The sequence below is a fragment of the Gordonia zhenghanii genome (genome assembly GCF_021738965.1).
Classification (GTDB): Bacteria; Actinomycetota; Actinomycetes; order Mycobacteriales; family Mycobacteriaceae; genus Gordonia; species Gordonia zhenghanii.
Genome location: NZ_JAKKOQ010000012.1, coordinates 155,236 through 182,029, shown reverse-complemented (window position 1 = coordinate 182,029; position 26,794 = coordinate 155,236). Strand labels below are relative to the sequence as shown.

General features: G+C 65.9%; 23 protein-coding genes and 1 pseudogene. 6 read left to right on the top strand and 18 right to left on the bottom strand.

Annotated features, from left to right (window positions below; translation table 11 throughout):
* Nucleotides 1-7: 7 nt before the first annotated feature.
* Genes L5G32_RS13675 through L5G32_RS13665 form a run of 3 tightly spaced genes read left to right on the top strand, consistent with a single transcriptional unit; the run spans nt 8 to nt 5,068 of the window.
* A complete protein-coding gene (locus tag L5G32_RS13675; RefSeq protein ID WP_237011610.1) occupies nt 8-1,189 on the top strand; it encodes a thiolase C-terminal domain-containing protein in 1,182 nt (393 codons plus the stop codon).
* Between the two features lie 25 nt (nt 1,190-1,214).
* A complete protein-coding gene (locus L5G32_RS13670) occupies nt 1,215-2,669 on the top strand; it encodes an aldehyde dehydrogenase (RefSeq protein WP_237011609.1) in 1,455 nt (484 codons plus the stop codon).
* Nucleotides 2,670-2,689: 20 nt separating this feature from the next.
* On the top strand, nt 2,690-5,068 hold the full coding sequence (locus L5G32_RS13665) for a CaiB/BaiF CoA-transferase family protein (protein WP_237011608.1): 2,379 nt from the start codon (nt 2,690-2,692) through the stop codon (nt 5,066-5,068).
* 75 nt (nt 5,069-5,143) lie between these two features.
* On the opposite strand, the gene L5G32_RS13660 is transcribed toward L5G32_RS13665, so the two are convergent.
* Entirely contained in the window at nt 5,144-5,968 is an 825-nt protein-coding gene (locus tag L5G32_RS13660; RefSeq protein ID WP_237011607.1) for a mycofactocin-coupled SDR family oxidoreductase, read from the bottom strand.
* Nucleotides 5,969-5,972: 4 nt separating this feature from the next.
* Nucleotides 5,973-6,905, bottom strand: a complete 933-nt coding sequence (locus L5G32_RS13655; protein WP_237011606.1) for an alpha/beta fold hydrolase — start codon at nt 6,903-6,905, stop codon at nt 5,973-5,975.
* Nucleotides 6,906-7,052: 147 nt separating this feature from the next.
* Between L5G32_RS13655 and L5G32_RS13650 the strand changes: the two genes are divergently transcribed.
* Entirely contained in the window at nt 7,053-7,994 is a 942-nt protein-coding gene (locus L5G32_RS13650) for a PDR/VanB family oxidoreductase (protein WP_237011605.1), read from the top strand.
* Between the two features lie 35 nt (nt 7,995-8,029).
* On the opposite strand, the gene L5G32_RS13645 is transcribed toward L5G32_RS13650, so the two are convergent.
* The 9 genes from L5G32_RS13645 to L5G32_RS13605 form a co-directional block, all read right to left on the bottom strand.
* Nucleotides 8,030-8,662, bottom strand: coding sequence for a TetR/AcrR family transcriptional regulator (locus L5G32_RS13645; RefSeq protein ID WP_237011647.1), 633 nt, complete (start codon nt 8,660-8,662; stop codon nt 8,030-8,032).
* Nucleotides 8,663-8,719: 57 nt separating this feature from the next.
* The gene (locus L5G32_RS13640; RefSeq protein ID WP_237011604.1) at nt 8,720-9,580 is read right to left on the bottom strand and encodes an enoyl-CoA hydratase-related protein; all 861 of its coding nucleotides are present in this window, start codon (nt 9,578-9,580) and stop codon (nt 8,720-8,722) included.
* A complete protein-coding gene (locus tag L5G32_RS13635) occupies nt 9,577-11,097 on the bottom strand; it encodes a class I adenylate-forming enzyme family protein (RefSeq protein WP_237011603.1) in 1,521 nt (506 codons plus the stop codon). The genes L5G32_RS13640 and L5G32_RS13635 overlap by 4 nt, the downstream gene beginning before the upstream one ends.
* An 86-nt stretch (nt 11,098-11,183) precedes the next feature.
* Complete coding sequence (locus tag L5G32_RS13630; RefSeq protein ID WP_237011602.1) at nt 11,184-12,347, bottom strand: acyl-CoA dehydrogenase family protein; 1,164 nt, start codon at nt 12,345-12,347, stop codon at nt 11,184-11,186.
* Nucleotides 12,348-12,362: 15 nt separating this feature from the next.
* On the bottom strand, nt 12,363-13,304 hold the full coding sequence (locus L5G32_RS13625; RefSeq protein WP_237011601.1) for an N-acetyltransferase: 942 nt from the start codon (nt 13,302-13,304) through the stop codon (nt 12,363-12,365).
* A 15-nt stretch (nt 13,305-13,319) separates the two neighbouring features.
* Nucleotides 13,320-14,507, bottom strand: a complete 1,188-nt coding sequence (locus L5G32_RS13620; protein WP_237011600.1) for an aromatic ring-hydroxylating oxygenase subunit alpha — start codon at nt 14,505-14,507, stop codon at nt 13,320-13,322.
* A gap of 189 nt (nt 14,508-14,696) precedes the next feature.
* Nucleotides 14,697-15,926 carry a cytochrome P450 gene (locus L5G32_RS13615; protein ID WP_237011599.1) on the bottom strand — a complete coding sequence of 410 codons (1,230 nt, stop codon included), beginning with the start codon at nt 15,924-15,926 and terminating at the stop codon, nt 14,697-14,699.
* Between the two features lie 64 nt (nt 15,927-15,990).
* Complete coding sequence (locus L5G32_RS13610) at nt 15,991-16,218, bottom strand: ferredoxin (RefSeq protein WP_237011598.1); 228 nt, start codon at nt 16,216-16,218, stop codon at nt 15,991-15,993.
* Nucleotides 16,218-17,090: an SDR family NAD(P)-dependent oxidoreductase gene (locus L5G32_RS13605; protein WP_237011597.1), complete on the bottom strand. Its 873-nt coding sequence runs from the start codon at nt 17,088-17,090 to the stop codon at nt 16,218-16,220. The genes L5G32_RS13610 and L5G32_RS13605 overlap by 1 nt, the downstream gene beginning before the upstream one ends.
* 340 nt (nt 17,091-17,430) lie before the next feature.
* Between L5G32_RS13605 and L5G32_RS13600 the strand changes: the two genes are divergently transcribed.
* On the top strand, nt 17,431-18,054 hold the full coding sequence (locus L5G32_RS13600; protein WP_237011596.1) for a TetR family transcriptional regulator: 624 nt from the start codon (nt 17,431-17,433) through the stop codon (nt 18,052-18,054).
* A gap of 45 nt (nt 18,055-18,099) precedes the next feature.
* Here the strand turns inward: L5G32_RS13600 and L5G32_RS13595 are convergent, their stop codons facing one another.
* The 5 genes from L5G32_RS13595 to L5G32_RS13575 form a co-directional block, all read right to left on the bottom strand.
* Entirely contained in the window at nt 18,100-19,578 is a 1,479-nt protein-coding gene (locus L5G32_RS13595) for an aldehyde dehydrogenase (RefSeq protein WP_237011595.1), read from the bottom strand.
* 150 nt (nt 19,579-19,728) lie between these two features.
* Complete coding sequence (locus L5G32_RS13590) at nt 19,729-21,213, bottom strand: acetyl-CoA acetyltransferase (RefSeq protein ID WP_237011594.1); 1,485 nt, start codon at nt 21,211-21,213, stop codon at nt 19,729-19,731.
* A 57-nt stretch (nt 21,214-21,270) separates the two neighbouring features.
* Nucleotides 21,271-21,828, bottom strand: a complete 558-nt coding sequence (locus L5G32_RS13585) for a nucleosidase (RefSeq protein WP_237011593.1) — start codon at nt 21,826-21,828, stop codon at nt 21,271-21,273.
* A 1-nt stretch (nt 21,829) separates the two neighbouring features.
* Nucleotides 21,830-22,798, bottom strand: a complete 969-nt coding sequence (locus tag L5G32_RS13580) for an SDR family oxidoreductase (RefSeq protein ID WP_237011592.1) — start codon at nt 22,796-22,798, stop codon at nt 21,830-21,832.
* A 62-nt stretch (nt 22,799-22,860) separates the two neighbouring features.
* The gene (locus tag L5G32_RS13575) at nt 22,861-23,955 is read right to left on the bottom strand and encodes an N-acetylmuramoyl-L-alanine amidase (RefSeq protein WP_237011591.1); all 1,095 of its coding nucleotides are present in this window, start codon (nt 23,953-23,955) and stop codon (nt 22,861-22,863) included.
* A gap of 244 nt (nt 23,956-24,199) precedes the next feature.
* Here L5G32_RS13575 and L5G32_RS13570 point away from each other — a divergent pair, with 244 nt between their 5' ends.
* Entirely contained in the window at nt 24,200-24,598 is a 399-nt protein-coding gene (locus L5G32_RS13570) for a TIGR02611 family protein (RefSeq protein ID WP_265738994.1), read from the top strand.
* Nucleotides 24,599-24,613: 15 nt separating this feature from the next.
* Here L5G32_RS13570 and L5G32_RS13565 read toward each other — a convergent pair.
* Both L5G32_RS13565 and trhO read right to left on the bottom strand, forming a co-directional pair.
* Nucleotides 24,614-25,654 (bottom strand): annotated as a pseudogene (locus L5G32_RS13565) (CobW family GTP-binding protein); the annotation flags it as partial.
* Nucleotides 25,647-26,498 carry an oxygen-dependent tRNA uridine(34) hydroxylase TrhO gene (trhO, locus tag L5G32_RS13560; protein WP_237011589.1) on the bottom strand — a complete coding sequence of 284 codons (852 nt, stop codon included), beginning with the start codon at nt 26,496-26,498 and terminating at the stop codon, nt 25,647-25,649. The pseudogene L5G32_RS13565 and the gene trhO, both read right to left, overlap by 8 nt.
* Between the last annotated feature and the right edge of the window lie 296 nt (nt 26,499-26,794).

The following is a 26,794-nucleotide window of genomic DNA, read 5'->3' as shown; positions in this document are numbered from 1 at the left end:
TCAGACCATGACCATCGAACTGCGCGGCGCGGCCGCGGTGGTCGGCGTCGCCGACCACCACTACAAACGTGGCGAAGCCCCGTACGGCGAGCTCCCGATGACGTTGGAGGCGATCGTCGCAGCGTGCGCGGACGCCGGCGTGAACCCGCACGAGATAGACGGGTTCGTGTCATATGCGGGCGGAGGCTTCGACGGGTCTACCCTCGGCGGTGCGCTCGGCGTCGACGATGTGCGCTGGTCCACCATGATGTGGGGCGGCGGAGGAGGCGGCGTGGCTGCCGCGATCAACAACGCGAACATCGCCATCGCCACCGGTCAGGCAGACACCGTCGTGGTCTACCGATCGATGGCGCAGGAAGACACCGGACGCCTCGGGTACGCCTCCTACTTCTACGGCCCCCACTACCTCGCCCACGGAGTCGGCTCTCCCGCGCAAGTGTGCGCGCTCCGCACCCAGCGTCTCCTCGAGCACGACGGCGTGCCCCGCGAAGCCCTTCGGTCGCTCGTGCTCGCGGCCTACCGCCACGCCCAGAACAATCCGTCAGCGGCTGGCTACGGCCGCCCCCTCGACGAGTCGGGGTACGACGAGTCCCGACTCATCACAGAGCCGTTCCACCTCTTCGACTGCTCCCGCGAGAACGACGGGGCTGTCGCGCTGCTCGTCGTGTCCGCAGAGCGGGCACGCGCCATGCGTCCGGACGCCGCGTACCTGATCGCCGGGGCGCAGGGCGCGCCAGGAGGTTACTCGGCGCTGATCGACAACGACGACCTGTACACCACAGCAGGCTTCGCGGGCCGCGGCGACCGTCCCGGCGTGGCCGACCGCCTATGGGCCGCAGCAGGCTTCGGCCCGACCGCCGTCGACGTCACCCAGGTCTACGAGAACTTCTCCGGTCCGGCCGTCGCCGCGCTCATCGACCACGGTCTGGCGCCGACCGGAGCCGCAGCGGGCGAGGCGCTCACCGTTGACAACTTGACCGCGGGGATCGGCGACCTCCCGGTGAACACGAGTGGTGGCAACATCGCCGACAGCTTCGTCAACGGCATGGGACTCGCGGTCGAAGCCGTCCGCCAGATCCGCGGCACGTCGACTAACCAGGTCCACGGCGCGCGGACTTCGCTGTTCATCGGCGGCCCGATGGCACCGCTGGTCTCGTCGACACTGTTCGGCCACCAGGACACGCTCTAGCACTCGATTCTCGAAGGACACCACAATGACGACATCGCCGATCACCGAACCCGCACTGGACCGACCCGACCTCTTCATCGACGGTCGGTGGATCGCCCCGTCCGACGGCGGAGTCACCGACGTCATCGAGGCGGCCACGGAGAGCGTCCTCGGCGCGGCCGCATCTGCGACACCCGCCGACGTCGACCAGGCCGTCGACGCAGCTCGGCGCGCACTTCCTGCGTGGCGTGCGACCCCGGCTGGCGACCGCGCCGACCTGTTGGACGCGTTCGCGGCACAACTCAAAGCGCGCGCCAAGTCGACGGCCGTCCTGTCCAGCCGAGAGAACGGCATGCCGATCGCACTGTCGGTCGGCGTCAACGGGTACGCGCCGTCGATGATGGTCGCGTACTACGCCGACCTCCTTCGACGTTCTGACACCGCAGACGTCCGCCCGAGCACCCTCGGGAGCCGCACCATCGTGCGTCACGAGTCCGTCGGAGTCGTCGCTGCGATCACGCCGTGGAACTACCCGCAGTCGCTGGCAGCGATGAAGATCGCGCCCGCCCTCGCCGCGGGTTGCACCGTCGTCCTGAAACCGTCTCCGGAGACTGCCCTGGACGCATACGTGTTCGCCGACGCAGCGCTCGCCGCCGGTCTGCCCGAGGGCGTCCTGAACATCGTCCCGGGCGGCCGCGAGGCCGGCGCACACCTGGTGGAGCACCCCGGCGTGGACAAGGTGGCGTTCACCGGGTCCACCGCTGCGGGCCGTGCGATCGGTGAAGTGTGCGGTCGTCTACTTCGCCCGGTCACGCTCGAGCTCGGTGGCAAGTCGGCGTCGATCGTCTCGGCCGACGCCGACCTCGACCACTTCACCTCCCACCTGGCCGAGGTCTCGCTGGTCAACAACGGGCAGACCTGCCATGCGTGCACGCGGATACTTGCTCCGCGCTCCCGCTACGACGAGGTCGTCGACGCAATCAGCTCGACTGTGGCGGCCCTGACTGTCGGCGATCCCCTCGACAAGTCGACACACGTCGGCCCGCTCGTGACCCGGGCCCAACGCGATCGCGTGCGGGCCTACATCGAGATCGGTCGCAGCGCCGGCCACCGTCTCATCGCGGGCGGCGGCGTCCCCGAAGACCTGGACCGGGGGTGGTTCGTGGCTCCCACTGTGTTCGCCGACGTCGACAATTCCGCGCGCCTCGCGCAAGAAGAGGTCTTCGGTCCGGTGCTGACCATCACCCCGTACGCCGACGACGACGAGGCGGTCTCGATCGCGAACGACTCCCCGTATGGGCTCGGCGGGACCGTGTGGACCGCCGACGAAGAGCATGGAATCTCCATCGCCGACCGGATCGAGACCGGCACCTTCGGAGTGAATCATTACGCGCTCGACCTCGCCGCCCCGTTCGGCGGGGTGAAGGAGTCCGGCCTCGGCCGCGAGCTCGGCCCCGAGGGCCTGACCCCGTACCTGCGGTTCAAGTCCATCTACCTTTAGACGCGAAGCGAGTGATCGAGATGTCTCTGCCTCTGGAAACGGTCCGTGTCGTCGACCTCGCGGACGGGCCGAGCGCATCGGCCGGACGCCTACTTGCCGACCTGGGCGCCGAAGTCGTTCGTGTCGTCCGATCCGACACCGCGCACTCGAATGAGGAGGACCGGGACGGGCCGATCGCCGACGCGCTACGCAGCGCGAACAAACAACGTCTCGTCCTCGACCCGAATTCGGACGCCGAGACCGTCTCCCGGTTGATCGCAGGCGCCGACATCGTGCTCGCCTCCGACGGCCCCGGAGCCGCTGACTGCTGGGGTCTCGACATCGCGACGGCGAGAGCGGACGCGCCCCACCTCGTGTGGGTCTCGATCACCCCGTTCGGTCAGACGGGCCCGTACCGACGACGCGTGGCCGACGAGAACGTTCTGTATGCCATGTCCGGCGTGCTGTCACGGTCGGGCGCTCCCGGCGAGGTCCCGCTGCTCCCCCCGGCGGGTCTCGCCGAGGGAACCGTTGCCGCGCACGCCGCGTGGGCCGCCCTGCTGGCGTACCGCAGACGACTCGAGACCGGCGTCGGCGACACCGTAGACGTCTCCGCATTCGAGGCGCTCGTACACGGCTTCGACCCGGGGTTCGGCACCCAGGGCTCGGCCGCTGCCGGCCGGTCGGAGGACTACCCGCGCAATCGCCCAGCTGCCGCCGACTTCTATCCCGTGTTCGGGTGCCGCGACGGGCGGGTCCGCATCTGTCTGCTCGCCAAACGCCAGTGGCGGGCGATGTTCGACTGGCTCGGCGGGCCCCCGGAGTTCGCCGACCCCAGCTTCGACACGATTCCCGCACGTTTCGCGGCGGCCGACCGCCTGCACCCGCTGATCGCTGCCCTCTTCGCCGACCGCACACAGGACGAACTCGTCGACGAGGGTGCACGCCGCGGCATCCCGGTCGGCGCGGTCTACACACTCGGTCAGGCGCTCACCGTCGACCACTTCACGGAGTCCGGCGCGCTCCTCGACGCTGAGCTGTTCCCCGGCGTCCGAGCTCGCGTGCCGGCAGGCCACACAAGCTTCGCCGGCCGTAGAGCAGGATTCCGAATGTCCGAACGGACCATCGACGCGCTCCCGCAGTGGGACGCGCCCCGACCACTCGAGACCCCAGCACTCGAGACTCCCGCGCTCGAGGGAACCGGGGATCGGACCGCTGCCCCACTCGCCGGCGTACGTGTCCTCGATCTCGGCGTGATCGTGTTCGGCGCGGAACTGAGTCGACAGTTGGCCGACTACGGGGCCGATGTCATCAAGATCGAGAACGCCGACTATCCCGACGGCCTGCGACAGTCCAAACGCGGAGCCAAGATCCCCGCATCGATCGCCTGGGGCCATCGCAACAAGCGGAGCCTGGGACTCGACCTGCGGTCGCCCGAAGGAGCGCAGTTCTTTCGACGGCTGGCCGCCGACGCTGACGTCGTCGTTGCGAACTTCAAACCCGGAACCTTGGCCAACATGGGAATGTCGTACGAGGCGCTCGCCGAGATCAACCCGACGATCATCGTCGCCGAGGCGAGCGCGTTCGGAGCCACCGGGCCGTGGCGTACGCGGATGGGCTACGGCCCCCTCGTGCGCGCTGCGTCCGGGGTGTCCGCGCTGTGGAGCTACCCCGACGACGAGCTCCTCTGCGACGGGTCGACGGTGTATCCCGATCACGTGGCCGGACATCTCTGCGCGACCGCCGTCCTGTCCGCACTCATCGCACGCAGACGTACCGGCCGCGGAACGTCCATCGCGCTCGCCCAGTCGGACGTCGCACTGAGCCACATCGGTGCGTCCCTCGCCACCGAGAGCCTGACGCCCGGCTCCACATCGCCGACCGGGAACGCCCATCCCCGTCACGCGCCGAGCGGCGTATTCGCCTGCGCAGGCGACGACGAATGGTGCGTGGCCACGGTGCGCGGTGACGATGAATGGGTCGCTGTCTGCTCCCTCGTCGACCGCCCGGACCTCGCGACGGACGAACGGTTCGCCACGGCGGCGGCGCGCCTGACCAACCGGGCAGCGGCCGACGACGTCCTCGCCCAGTGGGCTGTGACGCGGACTCCGGCTCAGGCGGCCGCGGAACTCCAGGAAGTGGGCGTGGCTGCCGGGCCGATGTTACGGCTCCCGGAACTCCTCGAAGACCAGCATCTGCGTGCGCGCGAAACGTTCACGACGGTGACACACGACCTGCTGCCCGCAGCACTTCCCGCCACCGCACGAGCCGCCGTGTTCGGCGCCGTCGGAGACCCGCCGTCACGTCAGGCCCCTCTCGCCGGCGAGCACACCAGAGAGATCTGCACCGATCTGCTCGGTATGGCAGACGCCGAATACGACCGTCTCGTCCACACCGGGGTGCTCCAACCAGCACCGTGAGCCGCAATCGCCGACGCGATAGAAGGCGGGGCGGAGTCGGTCGACTCCGCCCCGCCTTCTTTCGTTTGTGCGGCGTCAGCGGTTGTTGTATCCGGCATCGACCGGCATCGTCACACCGGTCACGTAACGAGCTTCGTCGGATGCCAGGAAGACTATGGCGTTGCTGATGTCGACGGCTTCGATCAGTTCGACGGGCATCGGGTTCTTGTACGCGTCGTCGCTCGCCACCTCGGGATGGTTACCGACGAACTCCCCGTACTCCGCGTTGGCGACCATCGGAGTGTCCACTCCGGTCGGATGGATCGTATTGACGCGGATGCAGTCCTTGGCGAGCTGCTTGGAGTACAGGCGCATCAGACCGACGACGCCGTGCTTCGACGCTGTGTAGCCCGCCTGTCCGGGCAGCGTGTTGAGTCCGATACTGCGCAGGCCTGCCGCCGAACTGGTGATGGTAATGGTTCCACCGCGGCCTTGCTCGATGAGAACAGGTGTGACGACGTCCAGCACCTGCCAGACCCCGGTCAGCATGACGTCGACGGCGTCGAACCAGGCCTGCCTCTGATCTCCGGGTTCGATGACCGGCATGATGCCTGCGTTCGGGATGATCGTGTCGACGTGCCCGAACTGTTCGATGCCTGCCGCCAACGCCGCTTCGATGTCCTCGCGCTTGCGCACGTCGCCGATCGTCGTGACGATCTGGCCACCTACTTCCTTGACGAGACGCTCGGTCTCGGCGAGGTCCTCTCGGGTGGCCATCGGGTAGAACACCGTCGGGATCTGCGCACAGATGTCCATGCCGATGATCGCAGCGCCCTCTTCGGCGAGCCGCACCGCGTGCGAACGACCCTGACCTCGCGCGATACCCGTGATGAAGGCTACTTTTCCGTCCAGTCGTGCCATACTTTCATTCCTCTCGTGGGGTGAAACCTGTTGTGGATGAAAAATGCTCGGTGCGCGAGAACCGGTAGTGCTCGGCGGAATCCGCGCGCAGCGAGCTGCAGAAGTCCGCGATTCCCCCGCTCAGCACGTCGTTGTCGTCGCCGGCGATCATGTGGCCCGCCCCGCGCACCTCGACATGTCTCGCGTCGGGGATGAGAGCCAACAGGTCATTGACACCGTCGTCGGACACCACGTCCGACTGCGCGCCGTGGACGAGCAGCGTCGGGACCGTGATGCGCCGTGCCGCCGATCTAGCCGCGCTCTCACGCTCGGCGGCGGCCTCGACCGAGTTCTCGCGCTGGGCGAGGATGCGCGGATCCCAGTGCCAATACCAGCGTCCGTCACGCTGTCTCAGGTTCTTGCGCAGACCCGCTGCCCGCGGCATCCGCCTCCGGTTCGGGTTGTAAGCGACGACGGCGGCCAACGCGTCGTCGAGGGAGTCGAACCCCTCGATCCCACGCGCCATGAAGTCGTGGATCTTGGTGAGCCCCTCGGGCCGCGCCTTGGGCGTGATGTCGACCAGGACCAGTCCGCGTGCGAGCGAACCGTTCGCAGACTGTGCCATCAGCGAGGCCATCCCGCCGAGCGAGGCCCCGACCAGGATCGGCGCCTCGGGGAGCCTGCTCACCAGTGCGCTGACGTCACGTGCGTGCGCGTCGATGGTGTAGTCGCCATCGAACGCCCATTCGCTTTCGCCGTGCCCTCGGAGATCGACGGCGTGCACGCGCCACCCGCCGTCGGCCAGTCGCTCTCCGGTGCGCTGCCACGAGTGCCGTGTCTGTCCACCGCCGTGCAACAGCACGACGATGCCCGAGCTGGGTCCGGCCGGCGACCAACTCGTAGCAGCGAGGTCGACGCCATCGCCTCGGAAGTGTTGTCGAGTATCTGTGCGGGTCATTCGGAGACCACCTTGAACTGGGCAGATCAGCCCGTGAGAGTCGTTGTACGCCAACCGGACCGAATCGAAGATCGACAGCCTCAGTTGCCCACCTAAAACTAATAGCATAAGATTATGCGGTACTCAACCGTTTCCGGGAAGGCGCGTATGCCCACTCACCGCACCTTGCGCGTGACCGCCAAGGACGAAGTCGCCGATCAAGTCGTGTCACTCCGCCTCGAGGATTCGGACGGTGCCGAACTGCCCGATTGGCAGCCCGGCGCACACATCGATGTCGAGCTGGACAACGGGCTCACCCGCCAGTACTCGTTGTGCGGCGAGCCGGGCGACGAGTACTGGCGGATCGCGGTTCTACGGGAGACCGACGGCCGCGGCGGTTCGGCATACGTTCACGACGAACTCGCCGTCGGCGCCGAGGTCCGAACGCAGGGGCCGCGCAACCACTTCGAGTTCGTGGACGCCGATTCGTACTTGTTCGTCGCCGGTGGAATCGGCATCACTCCCCTGGTTCCGATGATGGAGGCCGCGACGCGCGCAGGCTCGCCGTGGCGGCTGCTGTACGGCGGACGCGCGCGGGGCAGCATGGCGTTCGCGGATTACCTGGTCCAATCCCGCCCCGACCAGGTGACACTGGCCCCCGCAGACGAAGTCGGCCTACTCGATCTCGAGTCGGCGCTGAACGACGTCGACGACGGGTGTGTCGTCTATTGCTGCGGCCCCGAGCCGCTACTCCTGGCGATCGAGGACGTCAGCCAACGACTCGGCGTGCAGCTGCGCGTGGAGCGGTTCGCAGCCAAAGCAATTGACGAAGACGCAGTCGACGAGGCGTTCGAAGTCGAGCTGGCACAGTCGGGCCAGGTCCTGACGGTCGGAGCCGACGAATCAGTGCTGTCAGCCGTGCTCGACGCGGGAGTCGACGCCGACTTCTCCTGTCGCGAAGGAACATGCGGCACCTGTGAGGTCGCAGTTCTCAGCGGCGACATCGACCACCGCGACTCCGTCCTGGACGAAGACGAGGCCGCCGCGGGCGACGTGATGATGATCTGCGTGTCACGGTGCAGGTCGAACCGTCTCGTCATCGACCTGTAGGCGCCACCGCTCGGCGCCGCGCCTAGCGGTGCGAACTACTTCGACCCATCTGAAGCCTGCGCGGCCGGCAGGAACGCAGGCAGCACGAAGGTGCGGAGCATCTCGCGGTGCGACGGATCGTCCGGCCGATCGAAGTCGAGCCGACCGACGAGGATGAACTGGATCAAGGCGATCCACTCGGCCATCTTCGCTCGATCCAGATCACTGCGGATCTCCCCGCGCTCCAACGCGCGGTCGAGCACCGGCTCCCACATCTCGGCGGTCAGCCGCGCGGCCAGTCCGGAACTGCCGACCAGGGGCTCGGCGAGTTGCATGTGCTCGGGTGAGACCAGGACCCTGATCAGCGGATCCTGTCGGCCACGCTCGACGAGGAACACCAATCCCTCGACGAGCTGATCGGCGAACGTCGGCTGGTCCAGAAGGAACTTCCTCGCCTTGACGAACAGCAGTCTGGAGCGCCGCTCGATGAGCGCCGACATCAGCGCGTCACGCCCGGCGAAGTACCGATAGACAGTCGGCCGCGAGACGCCTGCCTCGCGGCCGATGTCGTCCATCGTGGTCTTGGCGGGACCGTACTTGGCGAAGACCTTCTCGGCTGCGACCATGATCTGTACGCGAGCCTCGTCCGCATCCTCCGACAGGACGTTCCCGGTCTTTCTGCGCGCCATCATCGATCCTTCTCCTCGTACCTGTACGGGGCAACGATACATGAGACGCATGTTGTTCTATGTCAGCGACTCCCAATCGAAGTCGCCCTCGTGTTCGCTGACCGTGTCACCGAAGACGGGCGAACGCTTGTCCAAGAACGACGCGACGCCCTCTCGAACGTCACCGGACCGGCCCCGCTCGACGAGCAGCGCCGATTCGACACGGTGTGCTCGTCGAGGGCTGTCGGCCGCTGACATCTGCCACATCATCGCCCGCGTGAGCGCCACCGACACCGGTGCCGTGCCGTCGACGAACTCGTCGGCGATCTCCAGCGCACGGGTGAGGACCGATGCCTTGGGCACGACCTCGGATACGAGTCCGGCGGCGAGCGCATCGGCAGCCTGAACGGTCGCACCGGACATCGTCCACCGCAGGGCGGTGGCCATGCCGACGATCCGCGGCAGGAACCACGTCGAACACGCCTCCGGCACCAGGCCTCGTCGGGTGAACACGAACGCGAACTTCGCATCGTCGGATGCGATGCGCACGTCGGCGGGAAGGGTCATCGTGACGCCGACACCCGCGGACGGGCCGTTGACCGCGACGATCACCGGCTTGCGCGAGTCGAAGATCCGCAACGACGCGATGCCGCCCGAATCCGGCGGGATGTCCCCTCGTCCAGACTCCGGCAGGAAGGTGTCGCCGCCCGCTTCCAGGTCGGCGCCCGCACAGAACGCGCGACCGGTCCCGGTGATCACTACGGCTCGCACCGAATCGTCGGCATCCGTGGCGTCGAAGGCTGCGACCATGTCATCACGCATGCCGAAGGTGAAGGCGTTCAACCTATCTGGCCGATTCAGCCAGATGACAGCGGTGGACTGCCTGCGTTGGACCCAGAGCGTCGGACGTTCGAGGAGAACGTCGACGGGGTCGTTCATCGCACCTTCTCGAAACGCACGTGGACGTCCTTGTACGAGTCGCGGATCGCACTCTTTGCGATCTTGCCTGACGGCAGTCGCGGGAGCGGGTCTTCGGTGACCACGACGTACCGCGGCACTTTGAAGTCCGCGAGGACGCTCGAGCAGTGCTCGACGATGGTTGCGGCGTCCACGTCGCCCTTGACGGTGACGATCGCGGCGGGCGTCTCGCCGAACCGCTCGTCCGTCGCAGCGATGACTGCGACCTCGACGACCCCGTCAACCTCTCCGATCGCACTCTCGAGTTCGACGGGCGAGATGTTGATACCGCCGGAGATGATCAGATCCTTCAGCCTGTCGACGAACCTGACCCGCCCGGCGGCGTCCGCCTCACCGAGATCACCGCTGTGCAGCCACCCGTCGCGCAGCGCGTGCTCGGTAGTCTCGGGGTCGTTCCAGTAACCGGGTGTCACGCCGGGCCCGCGAACCACCAACTCGCCGGTCTCGCCCGGCGCAGCCTGCCTTCCGTTCTCGTCGAACACCTTGACTTCGGTGAAGATCGATCCCGTCCCGCAGCGATCGGGATAGTCCAGCGCCTCGGAGGCGATGGTCGCCGTCGCGACGCCGCCTGCCTCGGTCATGCCGTAGATCTGGCGCAGCAGCACGCCTTTGTCGGACCAGCGACTGAGCAAGTCCGTCGGCACGGCCGCGCCGCCGACGATCGCCGTCTTCAGCGACGACAGATCTGCTCCGGCGAACTCCGGCGCTCGCGAGATCGCTTCGAAGATCAGCGGAACCCCGAAGATCGCCTGGACCGAATGCTTCTCCAGCAGCGTCACCGCGCGGGACGGCAGGAGTTCAGGCTCGACGACGAGCTTTCCGCCGAGCACCGTCGTTATCAGCAATCCGTAGACCAGACCCGGAGTGAACGCCAAGGGAAGCACGAGCAGTGTCGTGGTCCCGGGCCGGAACCCCTCCTCGGTCAGGGTGTTCTCCAGGACGATCGACAGCAGCGTCCGGTTGGTGAGGACCACGCCTTTGGACAGTCCGGTGGAACCACTCGTGAACAGGATCGTGGTCGGCTCGTCTGGTTCGACGTCCACGCGGAAGTCGTCAGAGCCACCGTCCCGGAGTGCCGTGAGATCACTGAACGGCACCCTGGTGAAATCCGAACCGAGCGCTGCGGTCTCAGCGGCCAGTTCCTCGAAGCCGGGCGCGACGACGATCGCGGACACACCGGCCTCGTCGGCGATCTTGCGAAGCTCCACCGGTCGGTACCGACTGTTCAACGGAACGAGAGTGCCGCCGGACTTCAGGATCGACAGCGCGGCCACCGGCCATTCCAACGAGTTGGGGCCGAGCAGACCGACGCGATCGCCCCGCTTCACGTTCGCCGACTCGACGAGGTGGCGGGCTCCGCGGCCGGTCCAATCACGAAGCGACCCGTAGGTGAGTTCAGACTCGTTGAAGACGAGTGCGACGGAGTCCGGCTTTGTTCTGCCCCACCAGTCGAGGGCGGCTCCGATAGTTGCAGTCATGACGTGTGTTCCTTTGTTCGCGGGCTGTGGTCTGCGGGCGGCGTTCTTGGCCAGTCAGGGTTCTGGACAGTCAGGGTTCTGGACAGTCAGGGTCGCGGTGCGGCAGCGAGCTCGTGTCGACCGATGATGAGTTTCATGATCTCGTTCGTGCCGCCGTAGATCCGCTGAATGCGTGCGTCGGTGAACGCACGGCCGACGGGGTACTCGAGCATGTAGCCGTATCCGCCGTGCAGTTGCACGCAGGCGTCGGTCACCGCCCACTGGTTCTCGGTTGCGATCAGCTTGGTCTTCGCTGCGTCCTCGGCGGTGAGTGCTCCTTCGTTGAACTGCCGAACCGCACGATCCAGGTAGGCGCGGCACGCCTCGGTTCGGGTGATGTGATCGGCAAGGGTGAACGACGTGTTCTGGAAGTCGGCGATCGCCTTTCCGAACGCTCGCCGCTCCCGCACGTAGTCGACGGTCCACCGCAGGACCGCCTCAGCCGAGAACTGTCCGGCGAGCGCGATGCCGAGTCGTTCCAACGGCAGGCTGTCCATGAGATGGGCGAACCCTGAGCCGACGCCGCCGAGAACATTCGCATCCGGTACAAAAACATCGTCGAAGAACAGTTCGGCAGTGTCCTGGGCCTGCAGTCCGACCTTGCGGAGTTTGCGTCCTCTACGGAAACCGTCCATCCCTTCTTCAACGACCAGCAGGGTGAACCCCTTGGAGCCCGCCGTGACGTCGTTGCGAGCTACCACGATCACCAGATCTGCGAGGATTCCGCTCGTGATGAACGTCTTGGAACCCGATAGGCTCCAGCCGCCGTCCACGCGCGTCGCAGTGGTCGTGATCCCCTGCAGGTCACTACCGGTTCCCGGCTCACTCATCGCGATGGCGCCGATCGTCTCGCCCGTCGTGAACCCGGGAAGCCACCGCGCGGACTGTTCCTCGTCCGCCAGCCGCAGCAAATAGTTGAGAACGATGTCGTCGTTGGTGGAGAAGCCCGACTGCAACGAACTCGCACCCACTCGGGCGAGTTCGTTGATCAGCACTGCGCGAAACCGGTAGTCGGTCACTCCGCTGCCTCCGAAACGTTCGGGCACCGCAAGACCGAGCAGCCCCTGACCGCCGGCAGCAGTCCAGACCGCGCGACCTATCTCCCGCTCCTCCTCCCACCTGTCCAGATGGGGGACGACTTCGCGGGCGACGAAGCCCCGCACCGCATCCGCGTAGGCGAGGTGATCGGCCTCGAAGAGATCACTTTTCATGAACGCTGTTCTCCTTCAATGAATCTCGTACTGAACGTCTGTGCGGTCATGCTGGAATCCGGTACGTCGACTCACCGATACGAGGACGTCGTCACTCGACGGCGCGTAACAGATGACTCCGTCGAGACCCACTGCCGCGGCTCGCGCTCCGGCCGCCGGTAGGAGCGCGGTGAGCACATTCCTGCGCCGGGCTTCGTCCAGGCTCGACGCGGTAGCCAGGCAGTCGATGTTCCCGCACCTGCCGATCTCATCGACGAACACCGGCGCGAGGTCCAGGCGGGCCGCCCCGACCAGCCCCGAATCGTCCCCGACGCCGAGCACGTGGTGACCGGCGGAACCGACCGCCGCCAGGAGCCGGTCGCGCTCGCCCGCCGAGACGTCGAGGTCGGCGAACAGACCCTCGATCGCGGACGTGTCCGCGGAGGTCAGTTCCTCGGCTCGCTGGGAGTCGCCGTCGGAGGACTCGATACTCGGACGGACCAGCTTCCACACGAGGCGTGTGCGCGGCAGTAGGTTGCGATCGCTGATCCGACCCGACGCCGGGTGGTTACCGCGGGCCCACGATCGGACTCCGGCGAATCCGCTGCCCAGCCATCCGCCCGGAGCCGACCCCTCGACGCCCTCGCGCTCGAGCAGAAGGGTGACGATCCCGATCGAACGGAGGTCGGGGTCGATGACGATCGTTCCGTCCGCCCACCCGTCGCCGGAAGGCACGAGCCGGATGACCCCGGCGACACGCTCCGGCTCATCCGGTCCGTCCAGGGACACCGGGCGAGCGGCGAGCCACACCACCAGGTGTCGCACGCCGTTGTCCGCGGCCATGTCGTGCGCGACCTCGTCGGGATCGATCACGTTGTACTCGGGCTCCGCGTCGTACGCTGCCGCGCGCACCAAGAGGTCCCGCAGCTGTTGCGCATCCTGCCCCGCGAGTTCGGAGCACCACTCGTAACGAATCATGGCGTGTCCTCTGAACTAGCGTGCCGCCGCGGCGGCGCGACCGGCGTCGACCAGCTTCCGACTCTCGCGGCGGAATACCTGATTGGCGACCTCGTTGCGTCCCAGCATCATGTCGCCCGCATCCGCGCTGGCCATACCCTGCTGTGAGCCCCTCAGCAGCGGAAAGTCCTCGTTATGCAGCACCGCGAGGAGAATGTCCCAGTTCTTGGTCCACAAGCGTTCCCACCGTTCGGGCTCCATTCCGCTGTCCTCGACCTTCGGCACGATCAGCCGCTGCTCCATGCGCGACTTGGTCGGGTCGGTCGGATGCGGACGGAACGTCAGTAGTTGGAAGTGGTCCGGCTGACGAAGAAGAGTGGAGTTCGGCAGCAGGAAGTGGGTTTCGGTGACGTACTTGTCGAGTTCGGTGTCGCCGGGGTCCTCTTCGAGAAAGCGGTCGATCGACTTGCGCGGTGCGATGAATCGGCAGTGCCGCCCGAAGTCCTCGAACGCCATGACATTGGTGTGGATGATCTTTCCGGCGGTGTTCGGATGGGCGTACTGGATGTGGTATCCGTCGAGGAACGCGTCCTGCATGATCTTCCAGTTGGTCGGCTCGTCGAAGCCCGCCGCTTTGAAGCACACGGAGTCCTCGAGGTCGTACTCAGAGAGGATGCCGTCCATCTCGGGGCCGAGCCAGTCCGCGACGTCGATCGTGGCCTTCGCGTTGTCTACGACCCAGACGAACCCGTGGCGTTCCTCGATCGGGATCTCGATCAATCCGTGCTCGGAGCGGTCGACGTCGCCGAAGGTCGTGTCGCGCGTGATGGTTCGCAGCGAGCCGTCCGGGTCGTACGACCACCGGTGGTACGGGCACGAGAAGATTCGGCAGCGCCCCTTCTCGCGGTCCTCGAGCAGGGCACCGCGGTGCCTGCACAGGTTGACGAAGGCTTTGAGGCTGCCGTCCTTCTGCCGCACCACGATGATGTTGTTGCGGGGCATCTGCACCGTCATGAAATCGTTCGGCTTGGCCAGCTCCGAACTGTGCGCGATGATCGACGGCACTGTGCCGAAGATGTGGTCGCGCTCGTCCTGAGCGAGCACCGGGTCGGTGAACTCCTCAGGCGCGAAGTCGATGACTTCCTCGAACTTGTCTGTGGTCTCGTTCCGTAGGAGTTCCAGCGCGCGCCGGATCCGATCCTGGCGAGGCAGTGATGTCGTCATGATTTTCTTCCCGTCATCAGATGTCGAGCAGTGCGAGGCTGTTCCGCACCCCTGTCGTATCAGTACGATAAACCTATCGTATGTAGGTTTAAGAAACAACGAATCGAGCAGAACGGATAGCTCCGACACGAATGGGGTCGGGCGCCAGACGACACCCGACCCCGTCACGCGACCGGTGACTCCCGAGTCCTAGCTCTCCGGCGTGAACTCGATGGGCATCCGCAAACAGCCGCGCACCTGCGACGCCTGAAAGACCGGCGGATCGGACTCCACGAAGCGATAGTCCGGAATCCGCTCGTGAATCACCTCCATCGCGACCTTCAGCTCGATGCGGGCCAGGTGCGATCCGATGCAGCGATGCGGCCCGCCGCCGAACGACAGGTGACGGTTCGGGCTGCGCGTCACGTCAAGGTTCGCCGGGTCGTCGAACTCTGACGAATCGCGGTTCGCCGAGCACAACAACAGGATCAACTGATCACCGGCGGAGATCTCCTGACCGCCCAACACCGTGTCGCGCGTCGCGCGCCGCCCCGGAATCACCTGGGCGTCGATCCGCAGGATCTCCTCGACCGCGTTCGGAATCATCTCCGGGTCGTCGATGATCTCCTGCCGCTGATCAGGGTTGGCGATGAAGTGCTTGAGCATCCATGCCATCGACCCCTGAACGGTGTGCAGGCCCGCGATGAGGAGCAAGAAGAACAGGCGGTTGAGCTCTTCGTCGGTGAGCAGGCGCACGCCGTCCTCGAGCTCCACTTCGGTGTGGATCAACGTCGACGTGATGTCGTCACCCGGGTTCGCACGACGATCCTCCACCATCTTCTGGAAGTACCCGAACATCTGCATCGCAGCGCCCGCCCGAGCCTCGAGAGACTCCTGCTCGCTCGCGCCCGGCTTGCCGAGCAAGGCGATATCGCTCGCCTCCGTGAACAGTGGAGCATCGGACAACGGCCAGTCCATCAGCGCAAGGAAGACGCGAGCGGGGAGTTCGTGAGCGAACTCGGACACGTACTCGGCACTCCCCTTCTTCGCGAAGCCGTCGACCAGATCGTTGACCACTCCGCGGATCTCGTCGGTGAGCTTCTTCATCCGCGCGGGGCCGAACAACGGCTGGAGAGCCTTGCGATACCCGGCGTGCTCCGGCGGGTCGAGTTCGATCGGCAGAAACTTGCCGAACGCCTCGCTCGTCACGAGGTTGTTCGGGTAGCTGGAGAAGGTTTCCGCATCGCGGAGGACCTCGTGAATCTCGTCGTACGCAGTGACGATCCAATGTCCGTCGTACTTCGGCGACCAGACGACCGGCCCCTTGTCGGCGAGTTCCTTGGCACGATCCTGGAACAGATCGACGGGAGCCGCGAGTGCGGGGTCGTATACGTCGAAGTCGACAGTTACTTCTTCTCGTGCCTTGTGAGCAGTAGTCATGACATCTCCTTGCGGATGAGTGGAATCGGGGCCGTCTTATCGCGGCGGTTCATTACCGGGTCAGTCACTTTCGGGACCCGCTCGCCGTCGAAGCATCGACGAGCGACAGTGCACGTTCGGGACACGCCGCCGCCGCGGCTTGTGCGGCCGAGGTCTCAGTGTCGGACAACGGACGCTCGGGCAGGATCGGATAGCCTTCGTCGTCGCAGTCGATCAGATCGGGCGAGGTGCCGTAACACATGCCGTGTCCGGCGCACGCGGTCCGATCGACGAGAATCTGCACTTGGGCCATCACTGCTCGTTCGGGTTCGTCTGGTTCAGGTCCTCCTCGAACCACATGCCGACGCGAGACAGGGTGCCGCCGTCGGTAGAGCCGAGGACGGCCCCGGAGATGTACGCCGAGTCGTCCGACGCGAGGAACAGCGCGACCTTGGCGTTGTCGACCAGCGACGGCGGGCGGTTCAGCTTGAGCGGGATCGGCGAGACGAACGGATCCCACGGCCCGGAGACTTCTTCGTACGACTGCCCGACGACCGGCGAACCGGCAGGCATCAGGAAGTTCGGCGACATGCCGTGCGTCGGAGCGAGGGCGTTGACGCGGATTCCGTACGGCCCCAGATCCAGGCTGAGACCGCGGACCATGCCGTTCACACCAGCCTTCGTCGCGCTGTAGAACGCGATGTCGTGATACGCCGTCAGCGATGCTGCCGACGAGGTCGCGAGAATGACGCCGCCGCCGTTCGCCTTGAGCGCGGGGACCGCAGCCTGCGCCGTGTAGATGACACCCGTCAGGTTCACGCCGAGCACGTTGTTCCAGTCCTCGACCGTCAGATCCTCGAAGTTCACCTGCTCGCCGCCCGCAACAGTCGGAACGCCGCCGCGCGAGACGACTCCGGCGTTCGCCCACGCGATGTCGAGCTTGCCGAACGTCTTGACGGTCTCGTCGACAGCCGCACCGATCTGATCACGCTGGGAGACGTCGGCAGTGATCGCAATCGCTTCGCCACCCTGCTCCTTGACCAGCTCCACAGTTCCCGCCGCACGTTCGGGATCGATGTCGACCACGGCGATCTTGGCGCCTTCGGACGAGAACAACTGTGAGGACTGCCGTCCCAATCCGGAACCCGCACCGGTGATGAGCGCGACTTTGCCTACGAGTTTCATTCGTTCTTCTCCCTTGAGGATTTTCTGTTGACTCTGAGGATCTTCTGTTGGCTCGCGTCAGATCGATGCCCCATCAGGATCAGCGGGGCCAGGATCAGCGGGCCATGGACTGCGGATCGAGGTGGACGTTCGAAACATCGAGCTGTGATGAGTACCACTCTCAACCTCGACCGTAATACATATGACATGAGACGTCAACTGATATTTGTCAGCAGCTCGACGTCGCTCTACGGCCCCTGCTCCTCGGGTTCAAGCGGGGCCGAATCTATGCTTGACAGGTAAATCGTGTGGGTCCGTCGCGACGGCTCCTGCTTTCGGACGACCGAACGAAAGGTGCGGCATGGCACGCCCGTCCAAACCGTTGATCAGCCGCGACGCCGCAGTGCAGGCGGCGATCGAGATCATCGACGCCGAGGGGTTGGACGCGTTCAGCCTCCCCAAGCTGGCCGAACACCTCGGAGTACGGGCCCCGTCCCTCTACCATCACTTCGCCGACAAGAACGAGATCTTCACCGAGGTGGCCCGGTACATAGCAGGCAAGACAGTCGTCACACCGCGGCGCAGACCAGGCCCCGACTGGCCCGAGTTCTTCATCTCGCTCGCATTGAACTTCCGGCAGTCGATCCTGCGACACCGCAACGCCGCTCCCGTCCTGCTGAAGCACCTGCCACGCGACCTCTTCGTGTCGACCTACGAGGACACCGCGCGGTTCATGCTCGATTCGGGCGTACCGGTCGAGCTTCACGTGCGGATCCTCAACGGGATGGAGACGCTCGCGATCGGGGCGGTGCTGATGGAAGCGATGCGCACGCCAAGCACCAAGACGACCATCTTCCCGAACGTCGATCCGCAGTCACAGCCCCTCCTCACCGAAGCGCTCGCGAACAACGAACTGACGCAGCGGAAGCTGTTCGAGGACACCGTGCGCAGCTACCTGCACGGCGTGATCCGCGACCACATGTGACCGTGGATCACGCCGTGCAGGAATCGCTTCCGCGGGTCCCGAGTGTCAGGACAGATGCACGGTCTTGGTCTCGAAGAACTCCTCGAGACCTTCGGGGCCGCCCTCCCGTCCAACGCCCGACTGCTTGTAGCCGCCGAACGGGACAGTGAAGTCGACGACCCCGCCGTTGACGTTCACGGTTCCGGTACGGATGCGCTTGGCGATCTCGTACGCGTGGTCGGCATCGGCGGAGTACACCGCGCCCGCTAGGCCGTACTGAGAGTCGTTCGCGATGGCGACGGCGTCGTCCTCGTCTTTGTACGTGATGACCGAGATCACCGGACCGAATACCTCCTCCTGGGCGATACGCATGTCGTTGGTGACGTTGTCGACGATGGTCGGCTCGACGAAGTAGCCGTGCTCGAATCCGCCCCGACCGCCGCCGTGCGCGATCGTGGCGCCTTCGGACTTCGCGATCTCGATGTAGCTCTCCACCCGGTCACGCTGCCGCGCCGAGACCAACGGTCCGAGGAAGTTCGTCTCCTGCCATGGATCACCGAAGGGCAGCATCTCCAGGGCGGCCTTATACGCGGCGACGACCTCGTCGTGTCGCTTCTCCGACACCAGGACGCGAGTCAGGGCGATGCAGGCCTGACCGGACTGCATGCATCCGCCCATCGGCAGCGACTGCATCACCGAGTTCAGGTCGGCGTCGTCGAGGACGATGGCCGCGGACTTGCCGCCCAACTCCAGCGACACCTTGGCGACTCGCTCACCGACGAGGGACATGATCCGTCGACCGACGGCCGTCGACCCGGTGAACGTGACGTGGTCGACTCGCGGGTCGACGACCAGCGCTTCGGACACTTCTCGATCGGCGGCAAGCACACTCACGACCCCTTCCGGCATGCGCCCCTCGTCGACGAGTTCGCCGACGACGTCGGCGAAGATCGACGGGGACAGCGGAGCTTCGGGCGACGTCTTGAGAACCACCGAGCACCCGGCGGCGAGCGCAGGAGCCACCTTGAACGCAATCGTGCCGATCGGGCCGTTCCACGGAATGATGACGGCCACCACTCCGTTCGGCTCTTTCAACACGCGCGAGACGCCGCCGTCGGCCCGCGTGCGTTCGTCGACGAGTGTGACGTCCCGGGCCTCCTTCGCCACGGCATGGAACAGTCCGGCCGTCATCTCCTGAGTCATTGCACTGACCGGAACCGTGACGCCGACCTCGGCGACACCGACCTTCGTCAATTCGTCGAGACGGGCCGCCAACCGATTCGCCATCTCATCGATGACGTCGGCGCGCTCGGTGATCGGCGTCGCCGCCCAGGTTCCCTCGTCGAACGATTTCCGTGCGGCGCCGACCGCGGCTGCGACGTCGTCTGCCGTCGCACCCCGAACGCGCGCCACCACACCCTCCGACCAGGAATCGACTACGTCGAACCAATCGTCACCGGTCGACTCGACCCATTTTCCGCCGATGAAGACGTGTGGCCGGTCGGCGAAGGTGATGGGTGCAGCGGGCTGGGCCGTGGTGGTCATCGTCAAGATCTCCTCGAAAGTCGTTGGCAGCACACGGACGGCGGCGTACAGCCTGTGAACCGTGTCACAGGCGAGCATAGATTATCTACAACATTTAGGTCAACACCTGACACAATTCGTCATATGTATCACGGACGATCACGTGATCCGTCAGACGATGCCGGTCAGGACCGCCGCTGAATCCACCCTCACACCGCTCCCGACCTGGTCTTCTTCGATCAACGCGTCGAGGAGATCCGCGCTCTCCGTGCCGACCAGCGACCGCCCGCCGTCCGGCGTTCGAACCGCCACGAAGGCCCGCTCAGGCGCCCCGGCACGATCATGTGCGACCGAGTACGCCTCGACCCTGGCACTCCCGACGAAGTCGGTCTGCGCGGCCACCGAGCCAAACGCATCTACCTCGGCCTGCACGTCACGATGCACAAACTCTCGCACCGGCGGCTCGGTTCCGTAGACGCCCATCGCGTGCTTCGTCAGATAGCCGCCGTTCGCGGTGACCAGCCCGCGGTGACCGGGATTCGCACGGAGGGTCGTGGCCATCGTGGCGATCGCGTGGGTGCTGTAGTTGTTCCACGGACCACCCGCGAACGTCAGCCCGCCGGTGACGGTGAGCGCCCGGGACGGATCGTCGGTCGGCAGTCCGAGTTCACGCGCAGCGACCTGCACCGCGGACGGAAAGCACGAGTACAGATCGACGTGCTCGACGTCGTCGACGGCGACACCCGCGTCGTCGAGCGCACGAGCACCTGCCACCCGGATCGCTGCGCTGCCGTCCAACTGGTTGCGCTCGGTGATGTCGTAGGTGTCGTGCGCATCCGCGGCCGAGTGGATGAACACCCAGTTGTCACGCGGAATGCCCAACTCGGTCGCTATACCGACCGAGCACACGAGCACCGCTGCCGCCTGTTCGACCATGTTGTTCGAGTTGAGCAGCTTGGTGTACGGCCGGCATATCCACCGGTTCCCTTGACTCGGAGTGATGATCTCCTCGGCGGTGTGGGGCTTCTGCGTCCACGCGTGCGGATTAGTCGTCGACACGTCGGCGAATCGTGACCACAGACGTCCGATCGCCTCGCGATGCTCCGACACACTGCGACCCGCAGAGGTCCGCAACGCGTCCTCGAACAGTGGATAGACGAACGCGGGGCGATCCAAACCGATGCGCTTATGGCCGTCGAACACCATCGGCACCTCCGGAATCGCGAGTTCGGGAAGTTCGACGTCGTCGTCCTGCTTCGTCCAGTCGGGACGCTGCCCCTCCGCACGGAGCTTCATCCGGGTGCGCCACGCCTCGGCCCCGCCGACCAGGACCACCTCCGACCGTCCGGCGAGAATGTCCGCAGCGGCAGCGGAGACCAGCGTCTGCGGGCTGTTGCCCCCGTCGCCCGTGTAGGCGGTGTGCGCCACCCGAGCCCCGAGGCGCTCGGCGACGAGCAGACCTGGATTTCGGTATCGCCAGGACAGCATCCGGACGAGTCGAATCGAATCGATGCGCGTGAGGATCCGGTCCGATCCAGCCTCGCCTGCCGCCGCACGGGCGGCTTCGGCGATGAGATCGACAGGTTCGACGCCGCCGGATCGATTGTTGAGCTGCCCTCCACCGACGAGGATCGGAGTTCGCGGATCGAGTGCCATCGGGACTCCAGGTTCGATAGTCAGAAGGTACGGTCCCGACGACTATATCTAAAGCCGTTAGTTTATGGCGTATTCCACTCCCGCGCTCCGCAGCCAGTCGGCCAGGTCGCGCGCCGCCGCGTCGACGACCTGCGGCCAGTCCATCGCTGAATCGTCGGCTTGATCGCTGACCGCCTTCACCAGCGTGATCGGGATTCGGTAGTGGGCGCAGACCTGGGCGATCGCCGCCCCCTCCATGTCGACGAGGTCGGCGCGTTCGGCCAGCATCGCACGATGATCGGGATCGGTGACGAAGGTGTCGCCGGTGGCCAGGACGGTGCCGTCGCCGCCTGCGACCTCCCATCGGTCGACGGTGTCGTAACCGATGGCCGTCAACGCTGCGGCACTGATGTCGTGCTCGATGACGACCGACGGCACGAACAGACCCGCATGGTGGTCGTGCAGGGCCCCGGCAGTCCCGATGTTGACGACACGCTTGTACTCACCGCGCTCGAGGCGCCGGGTCAGCGCCATCGCGGCGCGAACCTTGCCGATTCCGGTCACGAGGAGATCGGCGCCGGACGGCACGTGAGCCGCCTCGGCGTGCGTCGCCGAGACGATCAGGGTCCGCGCCACGTCAGTCGGTCGGCTTCGACGAGACCGAGGGCGCGCCGTCGTCGGCTCCGTGCGACGATCCGAGTCCGGCCAGCCGCGAGAGGTGGTCGAACCGGTTGTTCGCGATCCGCATCGCGACTTCGTACGGGAACGCGAACTTGCGCGCCCACCAGTACCCGAATCGCACGTCGATCGACGTGTAGACCATGAACTTGTTCTTCACCACGCCGCGGACGATGGCCTGCGCCGCCTTCTCCGGCGTCACCGCGATCTTGTGAAAGCCATCGACCTGCGCCGCAACACGCGGATCACTCCGGTCGAGACCGACGATCTCGACGGTTCCGACGAGCGGCGTGTCCACCCCGCCCGGGCAGACGAGCGACACCCCGATGTTGTGCCGACGAAGGTCGTAGCGCAGCACTTCGGAGACGCCGCGGATGCCGAACTTGCTGGCGCTGTACGCGGCGTGCCACGGAAGTGCGAGAAGCCCCGCGGCGGACGACACGTTGACCACCTGGCCGCCTGCCCCGCGCCGCACCATCTGCGGGACGAAGCTCTCGATGATGTGGATCGGACCCATCAGGTTGACTTCCACGAGTTTGCGCCAGTGACGGTGCTGGAGATTCTCGACGGTCCCCCACGCCGAGATCCCGGCGACGTTCATGACGACGTCCATGACGCCGACCTCCGCGTCGACGGCTCGGGCGAACGACGCCACCCAGTCGTAGTCCGACACGTCGCCCGCAGCGTGGTAGACGACGGATCCGCCGCTTGCGCCGACCTCGGCGACCACCGCGTCCAACGGATCGGGGTGCAGGTCGGTCAGGACGAGGTCGGTGCCCTCCCGCGCTGCGGCGAGCGCCGTGGCGCGCCCGATCCCGCTGGCTGCTCCGGTGATCAGCACCGTGCGGCCGCGCAAGGTAGGAACCGGGGTCGGAACCCAGAACAGCTCGCGGATCGTGGTCAGAAGTCCCTGCGGATCATGGCCCATGTCACAAGCCTAACCGGTGAGTCACAACCGCCCCCGACCCTGCGGGCGTCCCGGCCTCAGGATCAGACGGGCAGTTTGCCGCCGAAGACGGCGTACACGACCGACAGCATCGCTTTGAGGACCTCTGCCGACACGTCCTGCCCCTCGGTCATCAGGATGCGCTGCGCCTCCTGCGGGCTATTGGCCTTCGCGATCTTCTCGAACAGCGGGCCGGCCGCGGCGAGTCCGGCGAGGTCGACGCCTCCGGCGGAGTCGTCCGACTCCGGCGACGCCTGCTCCCGCGGGTCGACGCCCTGGCTCGACTTGTCGTCGCCGGGCGCCGGAACAGGTGCGGTCGGATTGGCCGAGCTCGCCTTGCCGTCGACGTACGACGTGATCCCGTCGGTGATCGCCATCGCGTACTTCGCGGCGCCCTGCGGCGACGACAACGACTTGGCCTCGGCCGGGTTCGACAGATTGCCCATCTCGACGAACACCGCGGGGACACGGGTCAGGTTGACGCCTGCGATGTCCGCACGCGTCTGGATTCCGTCGACGGCGCCCGCATACCCTGCTGGCTGCAGCCCCGCCTTGACCAGTGCGTCGCGCATCGTGTTGGACGCCTTGCGGCCTTCACTCGCCTGCGCTTTGTCCGCGGCCTTGTCCGGCAGCGGCAGGGTCGGGACGATCAGGTGGAAGCCACTCTTCGAGTTGTCGGCGGTCTTGCTCGTCGAATCGGCGTGCAGACTGACCGCGACCGCGGCGCCGGACCGGCTGGCGGCTTCGGCGCGCTCGTCGACGCACCCGCCCCAGCCGGTGTCGTCCTTGCGGCTCAACACCACGCGGGCGCCCTTGCTCTCGAGTGCCGCCTTCACCAACTGGGAGACCTCCCAGTTGACGGTGTGCTCGGCCTTGCCGGTCACCGCGGTCGCCCCGGTGGTCTGGCAGGCCTTCTTGCCGCCCCGCCCGTCCGGCACCTGCTTGTTGAGGTCGTGACCTGCGGCAGACCCCTGGTGACCGGGGTCGAGGAAGATCGTCTTCCCGGCGAGATCCTTGCCTGCGCCCGGAAGCGGCGCGGCTTCCGACGACGGCGCGTTCACCAGCCCGAGACTCAGTGCTGCGGTTGCGACGAGCGATGCCGCGGCGAGTGTTCCACGGCGTGCACGGACAGCGTTCATCGGCGCTGCTCCCTTTCCAGACGACACATCAGCTTTCACACTGATAACTTGCGTAACAGTCAATCAGTAGTTGAGGGTCGCTGTCGAACGGGAACCTTCCGCGGAGGGAAATCGTTAACCGGCTGTGACCCCCGAGCCTGTAGAGACGCCAGAGCCCGTAGGCCCCGAGCGCGTGAGCCCCAAGCACGTAGGTGCAGAGCCTGTAGAGTCCGGACGTCGGCCCGTCCCCACCGGAAAGCCCCGCATGTTCTCCAGAATCGGCGCCAAGTATCACGACCTGCGCCACAATCACCGCTACGGCTTCCTACTCCGCTACGTGACGATCGTCGTCGGCGTGCTGGTCACAGCCGTCGGCGTGATCACTATTCCGTACCCGGGCCCGGGGTGGGCCATCGTCTTCCTCGGCTTGCTGATCCTGTCGCAGGAACTCGAGTGGGCGGCCCGCCTTCGCCGGTGGATCATGGAGAAGCTCAACGCCTTCTACTCCCGGTACATCGACGGCAACCTACTAGCCCAGATCCTGCTCGGCATCGCGACCTGCGCCATTGTGATCGCCACCCTCTGGCTCACCGGTGCGCTGCATCTCGCCGCCGGATGGGTCGGCATCGACGCCGACTGGCTCGCCTCGCCCCTTCTGGGCTGACGGGATCTGCTCGTCGACGATGTAACGGGTGATGTGCAGGATGCCGTACTCGTCGTCTACGCCGCCGTCGACGCCGGGCGGGGCGACGACCTGGGCGAGCGCGTCGTCTGCTGCGGCGACGTCGAGGCCTGCGCCGATCACCACGAGTGACGTGCCCGGCGTCTGATCGGCCCACGCCTGCGTCGTCACCCGGACTATGCCGCCGACCGCGTGCACCACGTACGCGTGATCGCGGTGCCCCGCGACGTCGAGGAACACTCGACCCTTGATCCGGTACGTGCCGACCGGTGGGCGTTCCAGGAAGCGCGCGAGACGACGCGGGTCCGCCGCATCCGGCGTCTGGATCGACGTGGACTCGAAGGCGGCGTGCAGGTGAGCACTGTGATCGTGCTCGGCCGCCTCCTCCGCGAGGAGTTCGTCCAGAGCGAGTTGCCGCACGCCGACGTCGACGGCGCGCTCGGGCGCATCGTCGAACATCATCGACGGATCGACCGCAGCATCGCTGACGACGACGGTCGGGGCCGTCGGATTCGCGGCGGCGACCAGACCGCGCACCGACTGGAGTGCCGCCTCGTCGACGAGGTCGGCCTTGTTGCAGACCACGAGGTCGGCGATCCCGACGTGATCGCGCACGGATGGAAAGTCGGCGACGGTGCGCATCAGCGCGACGGCGTCGAGGACGTAGACCAGACCGCCGTACGACGCGGTCGGACCGCACGCGGCGAGCACCAACCGGATCAGTGCGCTCGGTTCGGCGATTCCACTCGCCTCGATGAGGATCGCGTCCAGACCCGCACTCGGTGCGGACAGCGCACCGATCGCGTCACCGAGACCGTCAGCATCGGTCGTGCAGCACATGCATCCGTTCTCGAGGGTGACGGTGCCGCCCGCCACACCGGACACGAGAAGAGCATCGACGTTGATCGAGCCGAAGTCGTTGACCAGAACACCGATACGTCTGCCGTCCGCATTGCTCAGAACATGATTGAGCAACGTCGTCTTGCCCGCACCGAGGAATCCGGCGAGTACGACGACCGGAATATGTCGTTCACGCACCGGTCGGCACACATTCTTCACAGGCGACTGCCAGTTCACGGCCGTTCCGATCGGGGTGATTGACGACGCGCGAGGTCGGCGTCCCGCATTCGACGCATCGTCCGATGACCGTCGGACTGCCGAATTCGATCGACATTCGTTTGTCGAATACATACAGGGAGCCTTCCCACAGGCCTTGGTCTGCGAAACGCTCGCCGTATCGGACTATTCCGCCGTCGAGTTGATACACGTCAGTGAATCCTCGATGTCGCATCAGTGCACTGAGAACCTCACAGCGCACGCCTCCCGTGCAATAGGTCACGATCGGCGCGTGTTTGAGATGGTCGAGTTCTCCGCTTTCGAGAAGCCCGACGAAGTCACGGGTGGTGTCGACATCTGGCACGATTGCGCCGCGGAATCGTCCGATCTGTGCCTCAATCGCATTTCGGCCGTCAAGGAATGCGACTTCGTCACCGCGTTCGTCGATCAACGTGTGGAGTTCGTCGGGGCTCAGTCGGGTCCCTCCCCCGACGACACCGTTCTCGTCCACTTCGACCTCGTCCGGTACCCCGAACGTGACTATCTCCGGCCGTACTCTGACCGTCAGGCGAGGAAAGTCCTCACCCACCCCGTCGGACCATTTGATGTCGGCATCGCGAAATGCCGCATACTCACGCGTGGCTTTCACGTACCGTTTCACTTCGCGGATGTCGCCGCCCACTGTTGCATTGATGCCGTGGGATGACACGATGATCCTGCCGCGCAAGCCCAGGGACTCGCATACCCGGTGCTGCCAGAGCCGGATCGCCTCCGGATCGGGCAGCGGCGTGAACACATAGAAGAGCACGATTTTGGGGGTCGCCACAGTGCAAGGGTACGGACAACGCGGTGCGATCGGCACAATCGCCCTTCTCGCCATGCTGACGCTCAGTGGCTGCGGCCTCCTCTCGGCGCAGGGGACGCCGGACCGGATCGTCATCCCCAGCACGGACCAGTTGTCCACCGAGACGAAACCGTCGACGTTGTCGGAGACCTCGAAGACCAGCCGCTCCCAGTCGAACGACATCCCGTCCGAGTGGAGCTTTGAAAGAGTCATCAAAAGCGCTCCGCGGGTGAGTAATTCGGAGTTCCAAGTAGCCGCTTCCAGAAAGGACGGCACAC

What these genes read in the sequence shown, in the direction of transcription:
- L5G32_RS13650 (WP_237011605.1), top strand. Translation starts at nt 7,053, where the DNA reads ATGCCCACTCACCGCACCTTGCGCGTGACCGCCAAGGACGAAGTCGCC.
- L5G32_RS13580 (WP_237011592.1), bottom strand. Translation starts at nt 22,798, where the DNA reads ATGGGCCATGATCCGCAGGGACTTCTGACCACGATCCGCGAGCTGTTC.
- L5G32_RS13610 (WP_237011598.1), bottom strand. Translation starts at nt 16,218, where the DNA reads ATGGCCCAAGTGCAGATTCTCGTCGATCGGACCGCGTGCGCCGGACAC.
- L5G32_RS13660 (WP_237011607.1), bottom strand. Translation starts at nt 5,968, where the DNA reads ATGGCACGACTGGACGGAAAAGTAGCCTTCATCACGGGTATCGCGCGA.
- L5G32_RS13630 (WP_237011602.1), bottom strand. Translation starts at nt 12,347, where the DNA reads ATGAAAAGTGATCTCTTCGAGGCCGATCACCTCGCCTACGCGGATGCG.
- L5G32_RS13665 (WP_237011608.1), top strand. Translation starts at nt 2,690, where the DNA reads ATGTCTCTGCCTCTGGAAACGGTCCGTGTCGTCGACCTCGCGGACGGG.
- L5G32_RS13655 (WP_237011606.1), bottom strand. Translation starts at nt 6,905, where the DNA reads ATGACCCGCACAGATACTCGACAACACTTCCGAGGCGATGGCGTCGAC.
- L5G32_RS13590 (WP_237011594.1), bottom strand. Translation starts at nt 21,213, where the DNA reads ATGGCACTCGATCCGCGAACTCCGATCCTCGTCGGTGGAGGGCAGCTC.
- L5G32_RS13645 (WP_237011647.1), bottom strand. Translation starts at nt 8,662, where the DNA reads ATGGCGCGCAGAAAGACCGGGAACGTCCTGTCGGAGGATGCGGACGAG.
- L5G32_RS13670 (WP_237011609.1), top strand. Translation starts at nt 1,215, where the DNA reads ATGACGACATCGCCGATCACCGAACCCGCACTGGACCGACCCGACCTC.
- L5G32_RS13620 (WP_237011600.1), bottom strand. Translation starts at nt 14,507, where the DNA reads ATGACGACATCACTGCCTCGCCAGGATCGGATCCGGCGCGCGCTGGAA.
- L5G32_RS13575 (WP_237011591.1), bottom strand. Translation starts at nt 23,955, where the DNA reads ATGAACGCTGTCCGTGCACGCCGTGGAACACTCGCCGCGGCATCGCTC.
- L5G32_RS13635 (WP_237011603.1), bottom strand. Translation starts at nt 11,097, where the DNA reads ATGACTGCAACTATCGGAGCCGCCCTCGACTGGTGGGGCAGAACAAAG.
- L5G32_RS13570 (WP_265738994.1), top strand. Translation starts at nt 24,200, where the DNA reads ATGTTCTCCAGAATCGGCGCCAAGTATCACGACCTGCGCCACAATCAC.
- L5G32_RS13595 (WP_237011595.1), bottom strand. Translation starts at nt 19,578, where the DNA reads ATGACCACCACGGCCCAGCCCGCTGCACCCATCACCTTCGCCGACCGG.
- L5G32_RS13605 (WP_237011597.1), bottom strand. Translation starts at nt 17,090, where the DNA reads ATGAAACTCGTAGGCAAAGTCGCGCTCATCACCGGTGCGGGTTCCGGA.
- L5G32_RS13625 (WP_237011601.1), bottom strand. Translation starts at nt 13,304, where the DNA reads ATGATTCGTTACGAGTGGTGCTCCGAACTCGCGGGGCAGGATGCGCAA.
- L5G32_RS13675 (WP_237011610.1), top strand. Translation starts at nt 8, where the DNA reads ATGACCATCGAACTGCGCGGCGCGGCCGCGGTGGTCGGCGTCGCCGAC.
- L5G32_RS13615 (WP_237011599.1), bottom strand. Translation starts at nt 15,926, where the DNA reads ATGACTACTGCTCACAAGGCACGAGAAGAAGTAACTGTCGACTTCGAC.
- L5G32_RS13640 (WP_237011604.1), bottom strand. Translation starts at nt 9,580, where the DNA reads ATGAACGACCCCGTCGACGTTCTCCTCGAACGTCCGACGCTCTGGGTC.
- L5G32_RS13600 (WP_237011596.1), top strand. Translation starts at nt 17,431, where the DNA reads ATGGCACGCCCGTCCAAACCGTTGATCAGCCGCGACGCCGCAGTGCAG.